Source organism: Pseudomonas sp. UTLPPB19802, assembly GCF_059730225.1.
Genome location: NZ_AP048545.1, coordinates 5,630,218 through 5,644,210 on the forward strand (window position 1 = coordinate 5,630,218; position 13,993 = coordinate 5,644,210).

The following is a 13,993-nucleotide window of genomic DNA, read 5'->3' on the forward strand; positions in this document are numbered from 1 at the left end:
CGTTGTCGGGCTTTTTTCTGCCAAGTGTCATCGCCTGTCATACCTATACAATTTTCGCTAAAAATTCGAAGGGATATACGCGCCAGCCTCTCGTGGCGGCGGAAGAAAAACTCAATCCTTTGTCCGAATTGTTGACCACTACAACCGGTCGATAGATGCTATCTGCCGGCCAAGCAGCCCTCTTCTAGGGTTTTGGGTAGTAGAACTTGCACTCGACGCCCTTGGGGCCGTCCTCGAATGGGAAACCATTGCAACAGTCAGTTCCGTACGGGCCAACGAAAGTCCCCTCCCGACAAGCTCCGGGAAGCAGCTTGCGCCATCTAGTACCTTGCTTATTGGGTCCGCCGTTGCTCAAGAACTCATAGGCGCACGTGTTGGCGCGTTGCCCGGATTTGGGTTTACCTTGGTTGTATTTTTCTTCCCCAACACGAACGCACTGTTCGTACTTGGGCTGATCCAGATCTTGGGCGGCCTTGGCTTGAGTGTAGTGGTCAACAATTCCCGGACACAGAATTGAGTTTTTCTTCCGCAACCGCCGGCGGTACGAAACCGTTGTGCTGATGCGGCCTTGTCCAGTTGTACCGCTGCATGAGGTAGCGGCCGATGTCCTGCTCAGCCAACGCTGTCGTCATGTAACCCACCGTCGGCACCCACTCCGTTTTCAAACTACGAAATAGCCGTTCCATGGGTGCGTTGTCGTAACAATTCCCTCGTCGGCTCATGCTTTGGCTCATCCGATAACGCCATAGCCGCTGGCGGAAACTACGGCTGCCATATTGGCTACCCTGATCGCTATGAAACAGGACGCCATGAGGCCTGCCGCGTATCTCGTAAGCCCTGTCGAGCGCCTGGATGACAAGTTCGGCATCAGGCTTGGCCGACATCGCCCAGCCCACCACTCTGCGGCTGAACAAGTCCAATACAACGGCCAGGTAATTCCATCGACCCTGTGCCCAGATATAGGTGATGTCACCGCACCAGACCGTGTTCGGCGCTGCCACGGTGAACTGCCGATCAAGGACATTGGGAATGTCGGGGCGCTCAACCGTGGCCTTCTTGTAGGCATGAGAACCAGGCTGTTTGCTGATCAAACCCTGCTCCTTCATCAATCTTCTGACTTTGAAACGCCCGACCTCGACGCCTTCATCCCGGAGCATGGCAACGAGACTGCGGCTACCCGCTGAGCTACGGCTTTGACTGAACAGCTCGTTGACGCGGCTGCGCAGGCTCACTCGGCGCACATCGATACGACGGCGCTGGGCCAGATGGGCGTAGTAACAAGATCGGGGCAGTTCGAAGACCGAACACAACAGTTGAACAGGGTAGTGTCTTGCCAACTGCCGAATCGACTTCAACGTCTGCGCCCGTGTTCCTCGGCCATCAAGAGCGCAGTGGCCTCCTTTAAGATTTTCTTCTCAAGCTCCAGCCGGTTGATGCGGGCCTGAAGCTCCTGGATCGTCTGCTGCTCCGGCGTGAGCGCCTTGGCAGTGGGGGTAATGCCGCCGCGCTCCAGTTGCAACTGGGCGACCCAGCGACGCAACAAGCTCTCACCCACGTCGAGGGATCTGGCGGCCTCGGGGCAACTGTAGCCTTGATCGAGCACCAGGCTGGCAGCCTCACGCTTGAAGGCGGGGGTGAAAGTACGTCGTTGTCTGCTCATCGAACACCTCTGTATGGCGATCATTCTCGCCTAAAAAGGTGTCCGGGGTTAGTAGACCACTACATTATGACCGCAGCGGAAAAGAAGCGACTGGAAATCCAATCACCGTCTGAAATTTTTGTCTCGCCTGCACCGATGATCCTTACCTGCAAACGGTGCAAGGTGCTCGACTTCTACGATGCTCGTGAACCAGATGAGCGGACGCTCTCCAAAATGCAGTCCCGGATCAGACAGCACAACGGCAGGAGTTTTATCCCCTGCAAACGAAGAGGTTGCTCGGGAGACATGATCCAGCTCCCTTACGTTTCAGTGCATCGCTGTGGGTACGCAAGCCCGGTCCACATCCCACACCCTGCCCGACGATCCAGCAACATCGGTTACAAGGATGCGGGCACGTTCTTCCACTCTTCGTTTTTCGATGTGGAGACCGGAGAGAAATTATCGGGTTCATACCAGGACGATTGCCCTGCCTGCAGCGCTTTGTTCGGCACAGAGATTCAGAAGCGCGGCACACCTCTCACCAGTGGTGAATCATTCTATGCCCAGAGTACTCAGTACATCGCATTAAGCGAAGACCGGGGCAAGCTCATAGCAAGCCTTCTACAATCCCTGCAAAACGCGCCAGAGGGCGCAGAGGGCTTGGCCCAGGATGTTTCCGAAGGCGTGGCGCTCGCGTTGTTAAAAAGGATGTCTGGTCGCGAGCTGGAACAGCGGCTCGCCCTGCTGCTATCGACCAACATTGGTGATCCAGATGAACAGGCGGCCCTGCGTTCGTTGCTGGAGAGAAAGAAGCTCAGCATCGCGAAGTTCGAAGTTATGGCCTCAGATGACGACGATATGGCTATCGTGCTGGACTCCGCGCGGAAGGAAGTGGCCGAAATTGAGGGCAAGCTCGCCGCATCATCCGGCTGCTTCAGTTCGGTACGAGAACTCATCCCGGAGCTCAGCACGATGATCGAGTTAGTCGGCAATCGGCGCACACTCGAAGCAGTTTTCTTACCCCACGATGTTCAAGGCAAGACGATCGAGCAGGAGATCCAAGAAACCACAGATATCACGCAAAAGGATTTACTCGCAACCCAGTGGCAAAGCGTACAAAAACGCTACGGGATCGACTCGATCACTCACATACCTGATCTTCGAGTGGTCTTGGCCACGCTGGGATTCACGCGGGAGAGAAGTACACCATCGATCAACCCTGAAGCACCTCCCGTCGTGCTCAATGCTTTTGCCGATCGTGTTGATGAAGGCATGAAAGGCAAAACGTCCATTTACGCGATGTCGGCGAAAACTGAAGCCCTGTGGATCCGCCTGGACCCTCGCAAGGTACTCAGGTGGTGTATCGACTCGGCATACCTCGAATCGCCGGGTGACGACGTACTCGATGATAAAGCTCGCTGTCACGCTCACCTGCTGAGACATCATCACGTCTTGGCCATGCAGCCAGGCAAGGCAGCCCGGGAAATCCCGGCACGCAATCCTGAAGAAGGTGCCTCCTTCAACCTGCTGCACTCAATCAGCCATGCGCTCATGCTGACTGCGCGACGTCATACCGGGTACGACTCCAAGAGCATTCAGGAATACCTGATCCCCATGGATTTGTCGGTGATCCTGTACGTGTCGTCAGTCCAAAACTACACCGCGGGGGGCCTGCTGACACTGTTTCAGCACTACCTGCAGTCCTGGTTTGACGACGCGAGCATGTTCGCCTTCAACTGCGCCTTCGACCCCGTCTGCACGGACGTCGGCAATTCCTGCAGCGGCTGCGTACAGATCGAGATAGGTTGCGAAACCTTCAACCAAGGACTGTCTCGCGCCTATATCCATGGGGGAGCTGCAAACCGGGAAGGCTCATTATTGATCCGCAAAGGCTATTGGGATGCGCCTGCGCCGTAAAACTCACTAACCACTACAGAAGTCAGATATGAACTCAATTCTGTGTCTGGGAGTTTTGGGCCACTACAGCCATAGAATTTGAGAGGAATGAAGTTCTGGCAATGACCTCCTCGCCAAAAGCGCCTCCCACGATCCAGTTTTCCTGCTGCGACGGGGCAAGGTACTGAGGAGGATTTGAGGCTTCTCTTTCAGGAGCCTCAACATGTCTCTCTCCCACACTCGATCCACGATCTCAACTGCCGCCCCGATAGCGCTGGACCAGCCGCAGGTAGATGGCATCAGGCCTACCTGTTCTCCGCTCCTGCAGGCTACTGTGCACGCCTTTAGGCCATCGTGCCAATGCGGCGGGGAGCCACTGCAAGCCGGGTATTACTTCCCCTGTTCGCGGCGCACACGCGCACAGGCGGTCAAGCCATGAACATGACCTCGCACAAGTACCTCAAACTCTTGGGCCTGATCGTCTTCGTGCCCATGGTGCTCGGTCTGCTCAGTCTGCTGGTGGGAAGCCTCGTGACTATCGGCGGCGTCTCCCTCATGCGCCTCGCTGAATGGCAGGAGTGGCAGGTCCATAACTACTGGTGCTTCCTGCTCGCCCGAATCGTCTTGTTCAGTCTCGTTGCATGGGGCTGGGTCCGGTTTCGCAGGAAGACACTCAGCGTTCAGCCGGTCGTTCTCAAGAGAATGAAGAAGACCGAAATCACCGCTGCCCAGGGCATTCTGCTGATCGAGCTGGTACGGGGCCTGGCCCTGTGGGAGGAGCTGGTATGACGCTCTATACCAACGACTACCTGGAGTACTACCTGACCCTGGTGGGTTGGCTGGTCAGCAACGGGATCTGGGAAGTGCTGGTCGGTTCGGGGCTGTTCGCACTGCCCTTCCTGGTGATCATGTTCCAGGAGTGGTTCAAGGCTCGGGAGGACGGTGGCGGCGCCGATATGGCGTTTGCCGCCAGCGCCAGAATCGAGCACCGCCTGTGGCTGGCGACTGCCGTGATCATGTTTGCCGGGGTGCCTTTTTTGACCCTCGATCTGAGTACCCTGAAATACGACAAGAGCCGCTCGGAACAGTGTCAGACCCTGCAACCCTTGCCCCAGGACACCGGCTGGGGCAAGTCTTTCACCACCCTGAACGACCAGAGCGCGAAGGTGCCACTCTGGTGGTTCTTCGTGCACTCGATGTCCAAGGCCGTGAGCGGCGCCGCAGTGGCGGCCATACCCTGCGGGACCGACTTGCGGCAGATGCGCATGCAGGTGAACAACGCCCGGCTGAAGAATCCGCTGCTGGCTCAGGAACTGTCCGAGTTCACCAACGACTGCTACGGCTATTCCAGGGCGAAGCTGTTCATGAAGCGCCCGCCCCTGACCGAGGAACAGACCAACGATATCAATTGGATTGGCTCGCGGTATTTCCTGGAGACGCCGGGCTTCTACGACACCTATCACTCCAAGACCCCAAAGACCGAATGGCCCTACCACGCGGACCGGGACGCGGGCCTGACCCAGGCGAAAGACGGTGGTGGCTACCCGTTGTGCAAGCAGTGGTGGAATGACCTGGGAAAGGGATTGAGAGACCGGGTGCTTGCCGAGGTGGACCGCTCCCTGCTGGAGCGCTTTGAAAGCTGGGCCAGCGCTGCCGGCAAGGAGAAGGTGGACGACGCGATCATTCGGCAGGTGATATCGCCGACGAACCAGAAGATGACGCAGGGTCAGGTCTATACCGACTATGGCGGCCAGGTTGGTCCTTCGGTTACGGACTTTGCGGCGCGGGTGACTGGGGCGGTGGGGACGACGGTAGGGACAATGACGAACATGCCAGCGATGGATGTGCTGCGCCAGGCACTTCCAATGGTAATGGCCCTGCTAAAGATGACGCTAGTGATCTGCATACCGTTGACACTGGTGCTTGGCTGCTACGACCTGAAGGTGCTAATCACCGTCTCGGTGGTGCAGTTCGCAATGATTTTCGTCGACTTCTGGTTCCAACTGGCGCGATGGGTAGACAGCACGATATTCAATGCTCTCTACGGGCTTAACTCGCCTCACGCGAATCTGAACCCGTTGATGGGATTGAACAACGGACAGGCTGACTTCCTGCTGGGCATTGTGATGGGAGCAATGTTTCTTCTGATGCCTTCACTCTGGATGACCTCATTAACCTGGGCAGGTCTCCAAACGGGTCAATTTCTAAAGGGTCTAGCTGAGGGTGCGAGTAATCCACTGCTGTACGCCAGCAGAGGAAAGGACATAGTAGAAAGAAATCTGAGGAAAACCCTGAAAAATAACCGCAAGTAGCCTAATTATTATTTCGGTGAAATGCAGGGTCATTAATATTTTCGAGAGAGTAAGGATCAGGAAATAGATTATCCGTATCAAAACTTTCCACTACCCCTGCATCTTCACCCTCAGATCCGGTAGAAATCATTTCCTTTATTGCAAATAGGGAAATTACTGCGACCACAGCCCAGAACGCCAAGTACAGAAAAGCACCGATCAACGACAACCTGATTACCCCACACAGAATGCTCGCCAACGTGGCGGGCATGCCTTTTTTCAGCGCCCAGCGGATCACCGGTTCCTCGCACCGCAGGTAACGCCCAGAGCACCAACCAAAGGCGTAGCCCAGCCGATAGACAAGTCCCTTTTTCTTCGTTTTGGCAGCCATGCTTCGAAGCTCCTGATTGAGATTTCACTCGCCGTACAGGTTCTCGGTACGACGCTCAGGTCAGCTTGGCAGAGGGTTCCTGCAGGGGCTTGTAGGACTTTTCCCAAATAACAATCGATTTGGCAGCAAGAGCAATAAAACGCGGATCATTCAGTCAGCGGCAAGACAACTCTCTTTCCCTTGAGTGAAATTTCCGAGACAATTCCAAGTGCTTGTTTTGCGCCCAACTCCACCGCTAGTCTTCGGCTCGTCACTGCTCATCAGTGATCGGGTTTAGCAGCCTGTCTTGCACTTAGATTGCGCAAAACACCACCTTGAGAGGGTTCTCTTCGGTCCTCGTCTTTATGGTGGTCGTGCGCGGGGCGTCTTCGGGCGCGCCGGTTTCCAAGTGCACCGGTCTGCTAACCCGCGTACGGCTGCCACCTCTCGTTTAGCAGCGATGGTGATAGCTCCCAATCAAGCACTTGGAGTTATCGAATCATGTTCAAAGCAACTCCCAATCCACCAGCAAAACCCAACGTCTCAAACATCGACTCCCGCATCGCCGACCGGGCGCTGTCCCACTACAACCTGGGTCCTGATGCAGGCCCGGCTCCCACTCCGCCGCCTCCTCCGCCTGCTGCGACACCGCCGTGCGTGTGCCCATCACTGAACCAGGAGGAAATTCTGGTCGACATCAATTCGATACTGCAGTCGGCCGCAGCCACGGCCTATGAGAACGCCGACAACCAGACCGGCCCCAATCGCAAGGTGGCGATGGGCGTGGTGCACCTGATTGAGCTGGCGCAGTTGAGGATGGACCAGGTCCTGGGTGGACAGGCGGTCAGCGCCTGCAACTGATCGCACAGGCGCGTGAAAAGCGGGAAGCCGGAACACGGCTTCTCGCTTTAGAACTCGTAGCCCTTCTTCAGCACTACGCAGAATCCAATGAAAGCGAACAGGTTTCTGGTGATGGAGGACTCTGTGACGTTTGACGCCATCTACCAACATAGCCCGACAAACTGTGTCGTCTGCTCAGCCAACGCGACCAAGACCGCACCAGGGACTTAGCAGAAGCATCCTGAAGTGGGACATCATTCAGAGAGAAGGCGATCGTTTCCTGGGACAGGATCCGCAAACTTGCCGCAGTATGTAACTAGATCCGGACATCCGACCCAATGCTGCATCAGACCTGTTGCTAGAGTCACTCATGCATGAAGGATTATCGGCGACATAGGGTCAACTCAGCCATTGAAAAGCTCTGCCTGAAGCGCCTCGACGGGAACTGCATAGCTGTTGCACATCCCCTTCTTGATGAGACGCACGATGGCTGCTTTGATCGCAGGAGTAATTTCGAAAGGTTGGGTGTACCGTGTTTTGCGGCGCTCGATCATGAAGTCAAGTCCGAACTGAACACTTCTCACAATGACGTCGAGTTGCATGAAGCGCATGTACGCACCGTTCGGCTTTGTTGCAAGCACCACAGTATTAGGGTCGAACGGAGGTCTCAGTTCACCGCTCTCCTCGGTGAGGAAATCTCTGTATGGACGCACTGCGGAAACAGTACGTTTCTTATTACTTTCAGCGATCTGCCGGGTTACAGAATCTTGGTCATGCATGATTCTGGACGCCTCATCCTTAGCCGCTTGCATATGCTTCACCTCCCAGACAAACAGCGGAATGGTGAGAAAGCCCTGCTTTGCCCAAGCTTCGAAGGAGAGCACCCTGCTCCCGCGTTTTCCCGAAGCGTTTCGTGATGCCTGCTGCGCTATCTGTAAAGCTGCCTGATTGCGGATATGCTGAGCGCGGTGAGCCTCAAGTGCTTCATCAAAGCCGGGAGATCCGGCCATCATGACCTGACTATCCTGCTTCAGTACTGCCAGTTGATGTTGATAGTCGTTGTACAGATCCCGACTCGTAATCACCACGCAGGTATCTCGTCCCATACCCACGCCCTGCTTAGTAAAATTTGCACTCCCAATCACCACCCTGTTAGGAGAAATCAGGTAAAGCTTCCAGTGGATGCTGGCGTTTCCCCGGAAATCGACCCAGAGATTTTGCTTCAGAAACTCCTTGGCTTCGTCAATGAACGTCGGTGAAGTGAAAGCGTTGATGGTGCCGACAATCACTTCGACGTCGTTGGCCGTGGCGATAGACTCCAAGAGCGTCACTGTTCCAGAAGCAAAGGCAGAGATAATCGTGACTTTACGATTGCGCTGTTTCAGTAGAAACTCTTCAAGGTCATTTTCATTATGAAGCCGTTCCATGTTCTTCCTTAGCATGTCCGCCATGCAATCCTGAATATTACTTTTGCTCATGTTTTAAGCCGATATCAACTCCAGCCCATACAAAAATCTGCTCGTTCTAGTAGATTGCCACCGTTTGTATGCTTAGAAAGAACGGTATATCGGATGTCAGCAGAAAACCTCACAACTACCGCTCTAGTCGTACCAGTCGAGCTTGAGGCCGATGACCTTGCGAAAACTGTTCAGGGCGTTCATGTACTCCGCCCGTTCGAACGAAACTGAAGGTACGCCCTCAAACCAATCTACCTCAGGGTCAGCATCCCGTATGCTGCTGCGCACGACCCCGAACCGCTGCCAATGAACGCGGTCTTGATCCGCAACTTGCTCTGTCACCACGACAGCACAACAGAAATCCAAATCCTCCGAGCATATCAGCAATGGAACAAGCGTTTTCCAGCCTGGAGCTGTTGAATAGCTACGATCCCAGATCAGCTCGACCTCATGATCGAGATCGACTCCCCAATGCGCGCTAACCAGATCCATTTCCGTATCCGGATCTTGCTGTGGTAGCCAGACCTCAAACGGCAGGCCATCAATGGCAAACGTCGGATAAGGCTCGGTGATGTACTTGGAGATGTGCTGAACGATTGTCAGGCGGTTCATTGCGGGGCTGTTGTCCGTGTTCGGTTCCATGCTCCAGGCAGGCTACAGAATGCCGACAGCAGGGTCCATGGACTTCCATCCCGGACTCGCTACACGACCGAATCGATCTGCCCGCCATATCGGAATGCCCCGGCAATCAATTGGCCCTCGGTGTCGTTGAAGTCGGTGTGGTACCTGACGGGGAAGACCTGGAGCTTTGTACCAAGGGAGTCCAGTAGTGCCCTCTCGTGCTGCTGGTTCAAATCCTTCAGCAATGGATGTGTGCTGAAGTGGAAGCTTTCACCTCCATGGAAGATCGTGAGGCAATATGCGTCCTCATTCACCACGTAGCCCTTGAGCAATCGTCCGTCAGCCGTCTCGATCGTGGCGCGCACGAACAGGCGCATCCGCGGCGGAAATGGATTGGACTCCAGTAGGGTGTAAACGCAGTGATCACCGCCGACAGCGTTCATCTTAAACAACTGAAGCACCTCGTCCCGATCCAGTCCCCAGCGCACGACGTCATCGATCTCCTCGTAGTCGTAGCGCTCCGACCAGACGGGGTAGTAATCGAAGGCCTCTTCGTTGAGACGAGTCTGAGGCAGCACGCGGAATACAGAGATGGCTTGTGTGTCGATGGCCACAGGGGCTCCCAATGGACGTGATGAAGAACATGATGATGTTTGGCGAGGTGGGGCTGCCAGCGGTTCAACCGAACTCGACGTCAGATGCTTCGTCAGGGTATTGCGCCTGCATGTCATCAAGGCATTCTTTGAGCAATCTGGCATCGTTTGGTAGACGCTTGGAAAAGCGCTCCCAACCCAAGATTTTCAGTTTCAAGGGCATCGGGACCAGGCCGGTTATAGCGTCCCAGAAGGCATCCCAGTTACAGCCGTACCATCCGGGAAAATCAAGAGCCTCGCTCAAGAGAGTGTGGAGCTCATCGGAGCTTGCCGCGTGACTCAAATCCACTTCGACAAGGGGAAGTCTCGCCATCCCTGGAACTCCGAAAGGTTGTTGTGGGCGCAATGCACTGCGTCCTGAAGGATCGGCTGAAGGGACACTCTCTGCCCTGGAACATCGGATGGATAGACTTCCGGTCATACCGGCTTGATCGACACCACTTCGAAATATCGAAACCTCTTCTTTTTCGCTTCGGCCTTGGCCTCCTGCTCGGCCGTGAAGGTGCTCAGGGTGTTGGCGTCATAGGTGAGGACCTCGACCTTGCCTTCGAACTCTTTCGTGGCATGCAGGATCACGCGCAGCTTCGGAGAGAGTGGCTTTGAGGTAGGGCGGCGTTTGGAGGCAGCAGTTGGCGCCGAAACTGGTACCGGCTTCGGTGTTGGTTTGAACTCGACTTCAGGTACTGGTGAAACGATTGGTTCAGCGACTGGAGTGGAGGGACCGAAAAGCGCCAGGCGCATTTCTTCCTCGCTCAGTTCTGTGCTCATTGCGGGTGTCTCAATTACGGAGTGGTTTTTATGTTTAGGGGTACTAACGAACTCTATCAGACTCGTTTGGCATTTGCGTGGTTCAAACTGGACAGGCGCCGCCGTATTTACCTCGGGAGTCCAGGACTGGGTCGCAGCTCTGGTAAGGTCCATAGGTGGTCGCCGCTGATGTGACACCCCTGCTCACACGCCGACAGGCAACATTCTGACGATGTTGGTTTACTATCGCGCAGCCCTGTCCTGGGCACCGCCGAATGGTTTCCTGCATCTCAAGTCAATGGAGCTTCATCGTGAATCGGAATCTACAGAAAGCCGGCCTCTACCTGCTGCTGGCGCTGGTCAGCGCTTGTTCGACCGTTGAGACGCGTCGCCCTACCGAGTCAGCACCTACTCCGTTGCCTCAGGTCACGGGGGCAGCGCCGCAGATCGACAATTGCTCGGTGGGCTGCCCTACCGGCGGCAGCAACGTCACGCTGGTCAGGACGGCCTACACGCTGAACAACGATGCGCAGACCAAGTTTGCCAAGTGGGTGGCGTATCGCGTCACCAAGGACACGCCCTACCCCAATCGCCCCCGCAACTGGAAAACCGATCCAGACATTCCTGCTGGCGAGACCCTGGACGATGCGGACTACAAACTGGCCAATGAAACGCTGAAGACCGACCGCGGGCACCAGGCGAACCTCGCCTCCATGGCAGGCGTCAGTGACTGGCAGACGCTGAACTACCTGTCCAACATAACCCCGTAAAAGAGTGACCTGAACCAAGGTGCTTGGGCACGGTTGGAAGACAAGGAACGGACGCTGGTGAAGCAGGCGGGGATTGATTCGGTGTACGTGCTGACCGGCACGCTGTACGAGCGCTACATCGGTACCCTTCCCAGCACCACCAAGCAGCACACCATCCCCAGCGGCTACTGGAAGATCATCTTCACCAACAGCACGCCAACACAGGGGACATTTGCAGCCTTCATCATGGATCAGGACACGCCTCGGGCTGCCAACTTCTGCAACTACCAGGTCACCGTTGAAGAGATCGAGCAGCGATCCGGCCTGAAGGTCTGGACGACGTTGTCGGCGGCTGAACAGGCGGCGCTCAAGCCGGTTCGCGGAAAGCTAGTGAAGGATATTGGCTGCTGAGTAATGGCTGTGGCGGTGGTACCTTACAGGGCCTCACGCCACGTCCTCCTGTGCAAAAAACTGTGTGAAAGCACCACGGTGCAGATGCTGACCTCGACCCCGTTGCTGCGAGCGTATTCGGATCCAACGCCGAGCTACCCCCGGCGGTACTTCTCACGTTTTCCTGTACCCTGAACAAGAAACCCTAAGGCTACTCAGACGTTGCCGGCAGACCCGCATGGGGCTGACGGTGCCAGGATTCATTCTTCGAAAGGACTCGCCCCATGAACACCTCACACCATCTGCACACCATCAACGCGACCAAGCTACCCACACGGCTCGATCAGATCTTCGCAGCAGCCTTGACTGAAAAGCGCATCGTCGGAGCGGTCGCCATCGTCGCGCAGCACGGCCAGGTTCTCTATCGTCGCGCCCATGGCCTGGCCGATCGCGAGGCGAACCTACCCTTGCGAGAGGACAGTCTGTTCCGTCTGGCTTCCGTGACCAAACCCATCGTCACCGTGGCCGTGCTGCGACTGGTCGCCACTGGCCGGATGCAACTGGACGACCCGATCACCCGCTGGCTACCGGATTTCACGCCGAAGCTGGCCGATGGCAGCACACCGGTGCTGACCATCCACCAACTGTTGAGCCACACCGCCGGGCTGAGTTATGTCCTGTCCGAAGAGTTCGGCACGCTCTATCACACGCTCGGTATTTCCGACGGTATGGATCTGGTCGATTTCGATCTGCATGAGAATCTGCGCCGGCTTGCCGCTGCGCCTCTGCTCTATGCACCGGGCAGCGCCTGGCGCTACTCGCTGTCGCTTGATGTGTTGGGGGCCGCCATCGAGCGTGCGACCGGCGAACCCCTGGCGCGAGCGGTCGAGCAACTGGTCACCGGACCCCTGGGTCTGCACGACACCGGTTTCGTCAGCACTGAGCCTGAACGCCTGGCAACGCCTTATGTCAATGCCAGCCCGGAACCTCTGCGTATGAGCGACAACCTGGACGTGCCAATGCCGGAGGGGTTTGGGGTGTCCGTGCGGTTCGCTCCATCAAGAGTCTTCACCCCACAGGCCTTTCCTTCTGCAGGGGCCGGTATGTATGGCAGCGCCGACGATGTCCTGCGCTTGCTGGAAACGATCCGCAACAACGACACGTTTCTGCCCAGGGCACTGCGGGAAAGCATGTACGTAGCCCATGCAGGCCAGGAAGCCGAATGCAACGGTCCCGGATGGGGGTTTGGTTACGGGGGCGCCGTACTGGTAGACCCGCTGCTAGGGGCCACACCGCAGAGTGCCGGCACGCTCAAGTGGGGAGGAGTGTACGGCCATTCCTGGTTCATCGATGCAGCCCGTGGCCTGAGTGTCCTGCTACTGACCAACACCGCCTACGAAGGCATGGCCGGCGACCTGCCTACGTCGGTTCGGGACGTGGTGTATCAGCGCTGAAATCCTGCCGAAGTAACAGTGGCCTACCCTCCATGATTTTCTTTACACCCCACTACGCCCGTGGACAGCAGAACAGCGCAGCCGCAGCCATGCTTGAGGTAGTGTATGCCGCCCTCAAGCATTCCTTGCTCAGGAGTGTAAGAGGCCAGCCAATCGTTACCGGTTTCTGGCAATTCGACAACGTAGCGTTGTATAAGCTGCTTTGCAGCTCGGACGCCGGCCTGGTAGTCAGAAATCAAACGAGCAAGCTGAGTGTTCATGAAGCCTCGACGTGCAGGAAGTGAGTCGCGCCATCAGTGCCGCTCGTCATCAGGCAAAATTTTCTCGCAGTGCCTGCGCCTGGCTGATGGTCGATGGCATTGGCATCGAACAGTGGGCTGCCCAGCACTTGGATTACGAACTAGCGGCAATGCTTGGGCTGTCGCTAATTTGGTTACTGGAGGAAGAGGAGCAAGAACTGGCCAAACGCCGCTTCGCTCCGGGTGAGGACGGCACCTCGACACTGGTGCCACTTCTCGTCTGCGCCGATGACATGGATTTCGACTGCACGGTGCTCATGGTTGAGCAGGTCGTCGCAAATGACGTCGTTACCTGGGTACGGTTTGGGCTCAGTGTTTCAGATGGGCTTGAAGTCGGAGCGCAAACACGGTGGATGGTGGACTGCCAGCCGGTGTCATTTGCCCTTTCGGACTTCCAGCAGGCGCTTGAGGACTTCGAAGTAATCCTCTCCAATCCAACCACCTGAGGGTTGGATGCGCTCAGTTCAGTGGGCACCGGCGAGGGGCATGTATCCGTCCCACTGACGGGCAAGTGGCAACAACTGACGCCGGGCCCCTAAAAGCTCTCCATCTGCTGGCTACAGTCTGCCAGTCGCTGGCCGGTCAAG

The 13,993-nt window shown here is 56.4% G+C and carries 14 protein-coding genes and 1 pseudogene; 7 read left to right on the forward strand and 8 right to left on the reverse strand.

Going from position 1 to position 13,993, the window contains the following annotated elements:
* Window positions 1–491 precede the first annotated feature (491 nt).
* Window positions 492–1,660, reverse strand: a protein-coding gene (locus tag AC6I6U_RS24225; RefSeq protein ID WP_497878537.1) for an IS3 family transposase whose coding sequence is annotated in 2 segments (ribosomal slippage) — window positions 492–1,399 and window positions 1,399–1,660 — 1,170 coding nt in all. Because the reading frame shifts where the segments join, the coding sequence is not laid out codon by codon here.
* 66 nt (window positions 1,661–1,726) lie between these two features.
* On the opposite strand from AC6I6U_RS24225, the gene AC6I6U_RS24230 reads away from it, so the two are divergent.
* The 3 genes from AC6I6U_RS24230 (at window position 1,727) to AC6I6U_RS24240 (ending at window position 5,847) form a co-directional block, all read left to right on the forward strand.
* On the forward strand, window positions 1,727–3,556 hold the full coding sequence (locus tag AC6I6U_RS24230; protein WP_497878538.1) for a hypothetical protein: 1,830 nt from the start codon (window positions 1,727–1,729) through the stop codon (window positions 3,554–3,556).
* A 414-nt stretch (window positions 3,557–3,970) separates the two neighbouring features.
* Window positions 3,971–4,324, forward strand: coding sequence for a hypothetical protein (locus tag AC6I6U_RS24235; RefSeq protein WP_497878539.1), 354 nt, complete (start codon window positions 3,971–3,973; stop codon window positions 4,322–4,324).
* Window positions 4,321–5,847, forward strand: a complete 1,527-nt coding sequence (locus tag AC6I6U_RS24240) for a conjugal transfer protein TraG N-terminal domain-containing protein (protein WP_497878540.1) — start codon at window positions 4,321–4,323, stop codon at window positions 5,845–5,847. Before AC6I6U_RS24235 ends, AC6I6U_RS24240 begins: the two co-directional genes overlap by 4 nt.
* 1 nt (window position 5,848) lies before the next feature.
* Here AC6I6U_RS24240 and AC6I6U_RS24245 read toward each other — a convergent pair whose 3' ends face one another.
* Complete coding sequence (locus AC6I6U_RS24245) at window positions 5,849–6,217, reverse strand: DUF3742 family protein (protein WP_497878541.1); 369 nt, start codon at window positions 6,215–6,217, stop codon at window positions 5,849–5,851.
* Between the two features lie 480 nt (window positions 6,218–6,697).
* On the opposite strand from AC6I6U_RS24245, the gene AC6I6U_RS24250 reads away from it, so the two are divergent.
* Window positions 6,698–7,057 (forward strand): DUF6124 family protein, encoded by a 360-nt coding sequence (locus tag AC6I6U_RS24250; protein WP_497878542.1) that lies wholly within the window; start codon window positions 6,698–6,700, stop codon window positions 7,055–7,057.
* A 383-nt stretch (window positions 7,058–7,440) separates the two neighbouring features.
* On the opposite strand, the gene AC6I6U_RS24255 is transcribed toward AC6I6U_RS24250, so the two are convergent.
* From AC6I6U_RS24255 to AC6I6U_RS24275, 5 genes are all read right to left on the reverse strand, one after another.
* Entirely contained in the window at window positions 7,441–8,514 is a 1,074-nt protein-coding gene (locus AC6I6U_RS24255; protein ID WP_497878543.1) for a phospholipase D family protein, read from the reverse strand.
* A 123-nt stretch (window positions 8,515–8,637) separates the two neighbouring features.
* The gene (locus AC6I6U_RS24260) at window positions 8,638–9,105 is read right to left on the reverse strand and encodes a hypothetical protein (protein ID WP_497878544.1); all 468 of its coding nucleotides are present in this window, start codon (window positions 9,103–9,105) and stop codon (window positions 8,638–8,640) included.
* Between the two features lie 89 nt (window positions 9,106–9,194).
* Window positions 9,195–9,728 (reverse strand): hypothetical protein, encoded by a 534-nt coding sequence (locus tag AC6I6U_RS24265; protein ID WP_497878545.1) that lies wholly within the window; start codon window positions 9,726–9,728, stop codon window positions 9,195–9,197.
* Window positions 9,729–9,792: 64 nt separating this feature from the next.
* Window positions 9,793–10,080 carry a barstar family protein gene (locus tag AC6I6U_RS24270; protein ID WP_497878546.1) on the reverse strand — a complete coding sequence of 96 codons (288 nt, stop codon included), beginning with the start codon at window positions 10,078–10,080 and terminating at the stop codon, window positions 9,793–9,795.
* Between the two features lie 104 nt (window positions 10,081–10,184).
* On the reverse strand, window positions 10,185–10,535 hold the full coding sequence (locus tag AC6I6U_RS24275) for a hypothetical protein (protein WP_497878547.1): 351 nt from the start codon (window positions 10,533–10,535) through the stop codon (window positions 10,185–10,187).
* A gap of 440 nt (window positions 10,536–10,975) precedes the next feature.
* Here AC6I6U_RS24275 and AC6I6U_RS24280 point away from each other — a divergent pair.
* A pseudogene (locus AC6I6U_RS24280) lies at window positions 10,976–11,674 on the forward strand (DNA/RNA non-specific endonuclease).
* Between the two features lie 263 nt (window positions 11,675–11,937).
* Complete coding sequence (locus AC6I6U_RS24285) at window positions 11,938–13,107, forward strand: serine hydrolase domain-containing protein (RefSeq protein ID WP_497878548.1); 1,170 nt, start codon at window positions 11,938–11,940, stop codon at window positions 13,105–13,107.
* Window positions 13,108–13,130: 23 nt separating this feature from the next.
* On the opposite strand, the gene AC6I6U_RS24290 is transcribed toward AC6I6U_RS24285, so the two are convergent.
* Window positions 13,131–13,367 (reverse strand): DUF6896 domain-containing protein, encoded by a 237-nt coding sequence (locus AC6I6U_RS24290; protein ID WP_497878549.1) that lies wholly within the window; start codon window positions 13,365–13,367, stop codon window positions 13,131–13,133.
* Between the two features lie 11 nt (window positions 13,368–13,378).
* On the opposite strand from AC6I6U_RS24290, the gene AC6I6U_RS24295 reads away from it, so the two are divergent.
* A complete protein-coding gene (locus AC6I6U_RS24295) occupies window positions 13,379–13,852 on the forward strand; it encodes a hypothetical protein (RefSeq protein WP_497878550.1) in 474 nt (157 codons plus the stop codon).
* Window positions 13,853–13,993 lie beyond the last annotated feature (141 nt).

Excerpts from the sequence above, each read along its gene's own strand:
- AC6I6U_RS24230 (WP_497878538.1), top strand. The coding sequence starts at position 1,727 with ATGACCGCAGCGGAAAAGAAGCGACTGGAAATCCAATCACCGTCTGAA.
- AC6I6U_RS24235 (WP_497878539.1), top strand. The coding sequence starts at position 3,971 with ATGAACATGACCTCGCACAAGTACCTCAAACTCTTGGGCCTGATCGTC.
- AC6I6U_RS24240 (WP_497878540.1), top strand. The coding sequence starts at position 4,321 with ATGACGCTCTATACCAACGACTACCTGGAGTACTACCTGACCCTGGTG.
- AC6I6U_RS24245 (WP_497878541.1), bottom strand. The coding sequence starts at position 6,217 with ATGGCTGCCAAAACGAAGAAAAAGGGACTTGTCTATCGGCTGGGCTAC.
- AC6I6U_RS24250 (WP_497878542.1), top strand. The coding sequence starts at position 6,698 with ATGTTCAAAGCAACTCCCAATCCACCAGCAAAACCCAACGTCTCAAAC.
- AC6I6U_RS24255 (WP_497878543.1), bottom strand. The coding sequence starts at position 8,514 with ATGAGCAAAAGTAATATTCAGGATTGCATGGCGGACATGCTAAGGAAG.
- AC6I6U_RS24260 (WP_497878544.1), bottom strand. The coding sequence starts at position 9,105 with ATGAACCGCCTGACAATCGTTCAGCACATCTCCAAGTACATCACCGAG.
- AC6I6U_RS24270 (WP_497878546.1), bottom strand. The coding sequence starts at position 10,080 with ATGGCGAGACTTCCCCTTGTCGAAGTGGATTTGAGTCACGCGGCAAGC.
- AC6I6U_RS24275 (WP_497878547.1), bottom strand. The coding sequence starts at position 10,535 with ATGAGCACAGAACTGAGCGAGGAAGAAATGCGCCTGGCGCTTTTCGGT.
- AC6I6U_RS24285 (WP_497878548.1), top strand. The coding sequence starts at position 11,938 with ATGAACACCTCACACCATCTGCACACCATCAACGCGACCAAGCTACCC.
- AC6I6U_RS24290 (WP_497878549.1), bottom strand. The coding sequence starts at position 13,367 with ATGAACACTCAGCTTGCTCGTTTGATTTCTGACTACCAGGCCGGCGTC.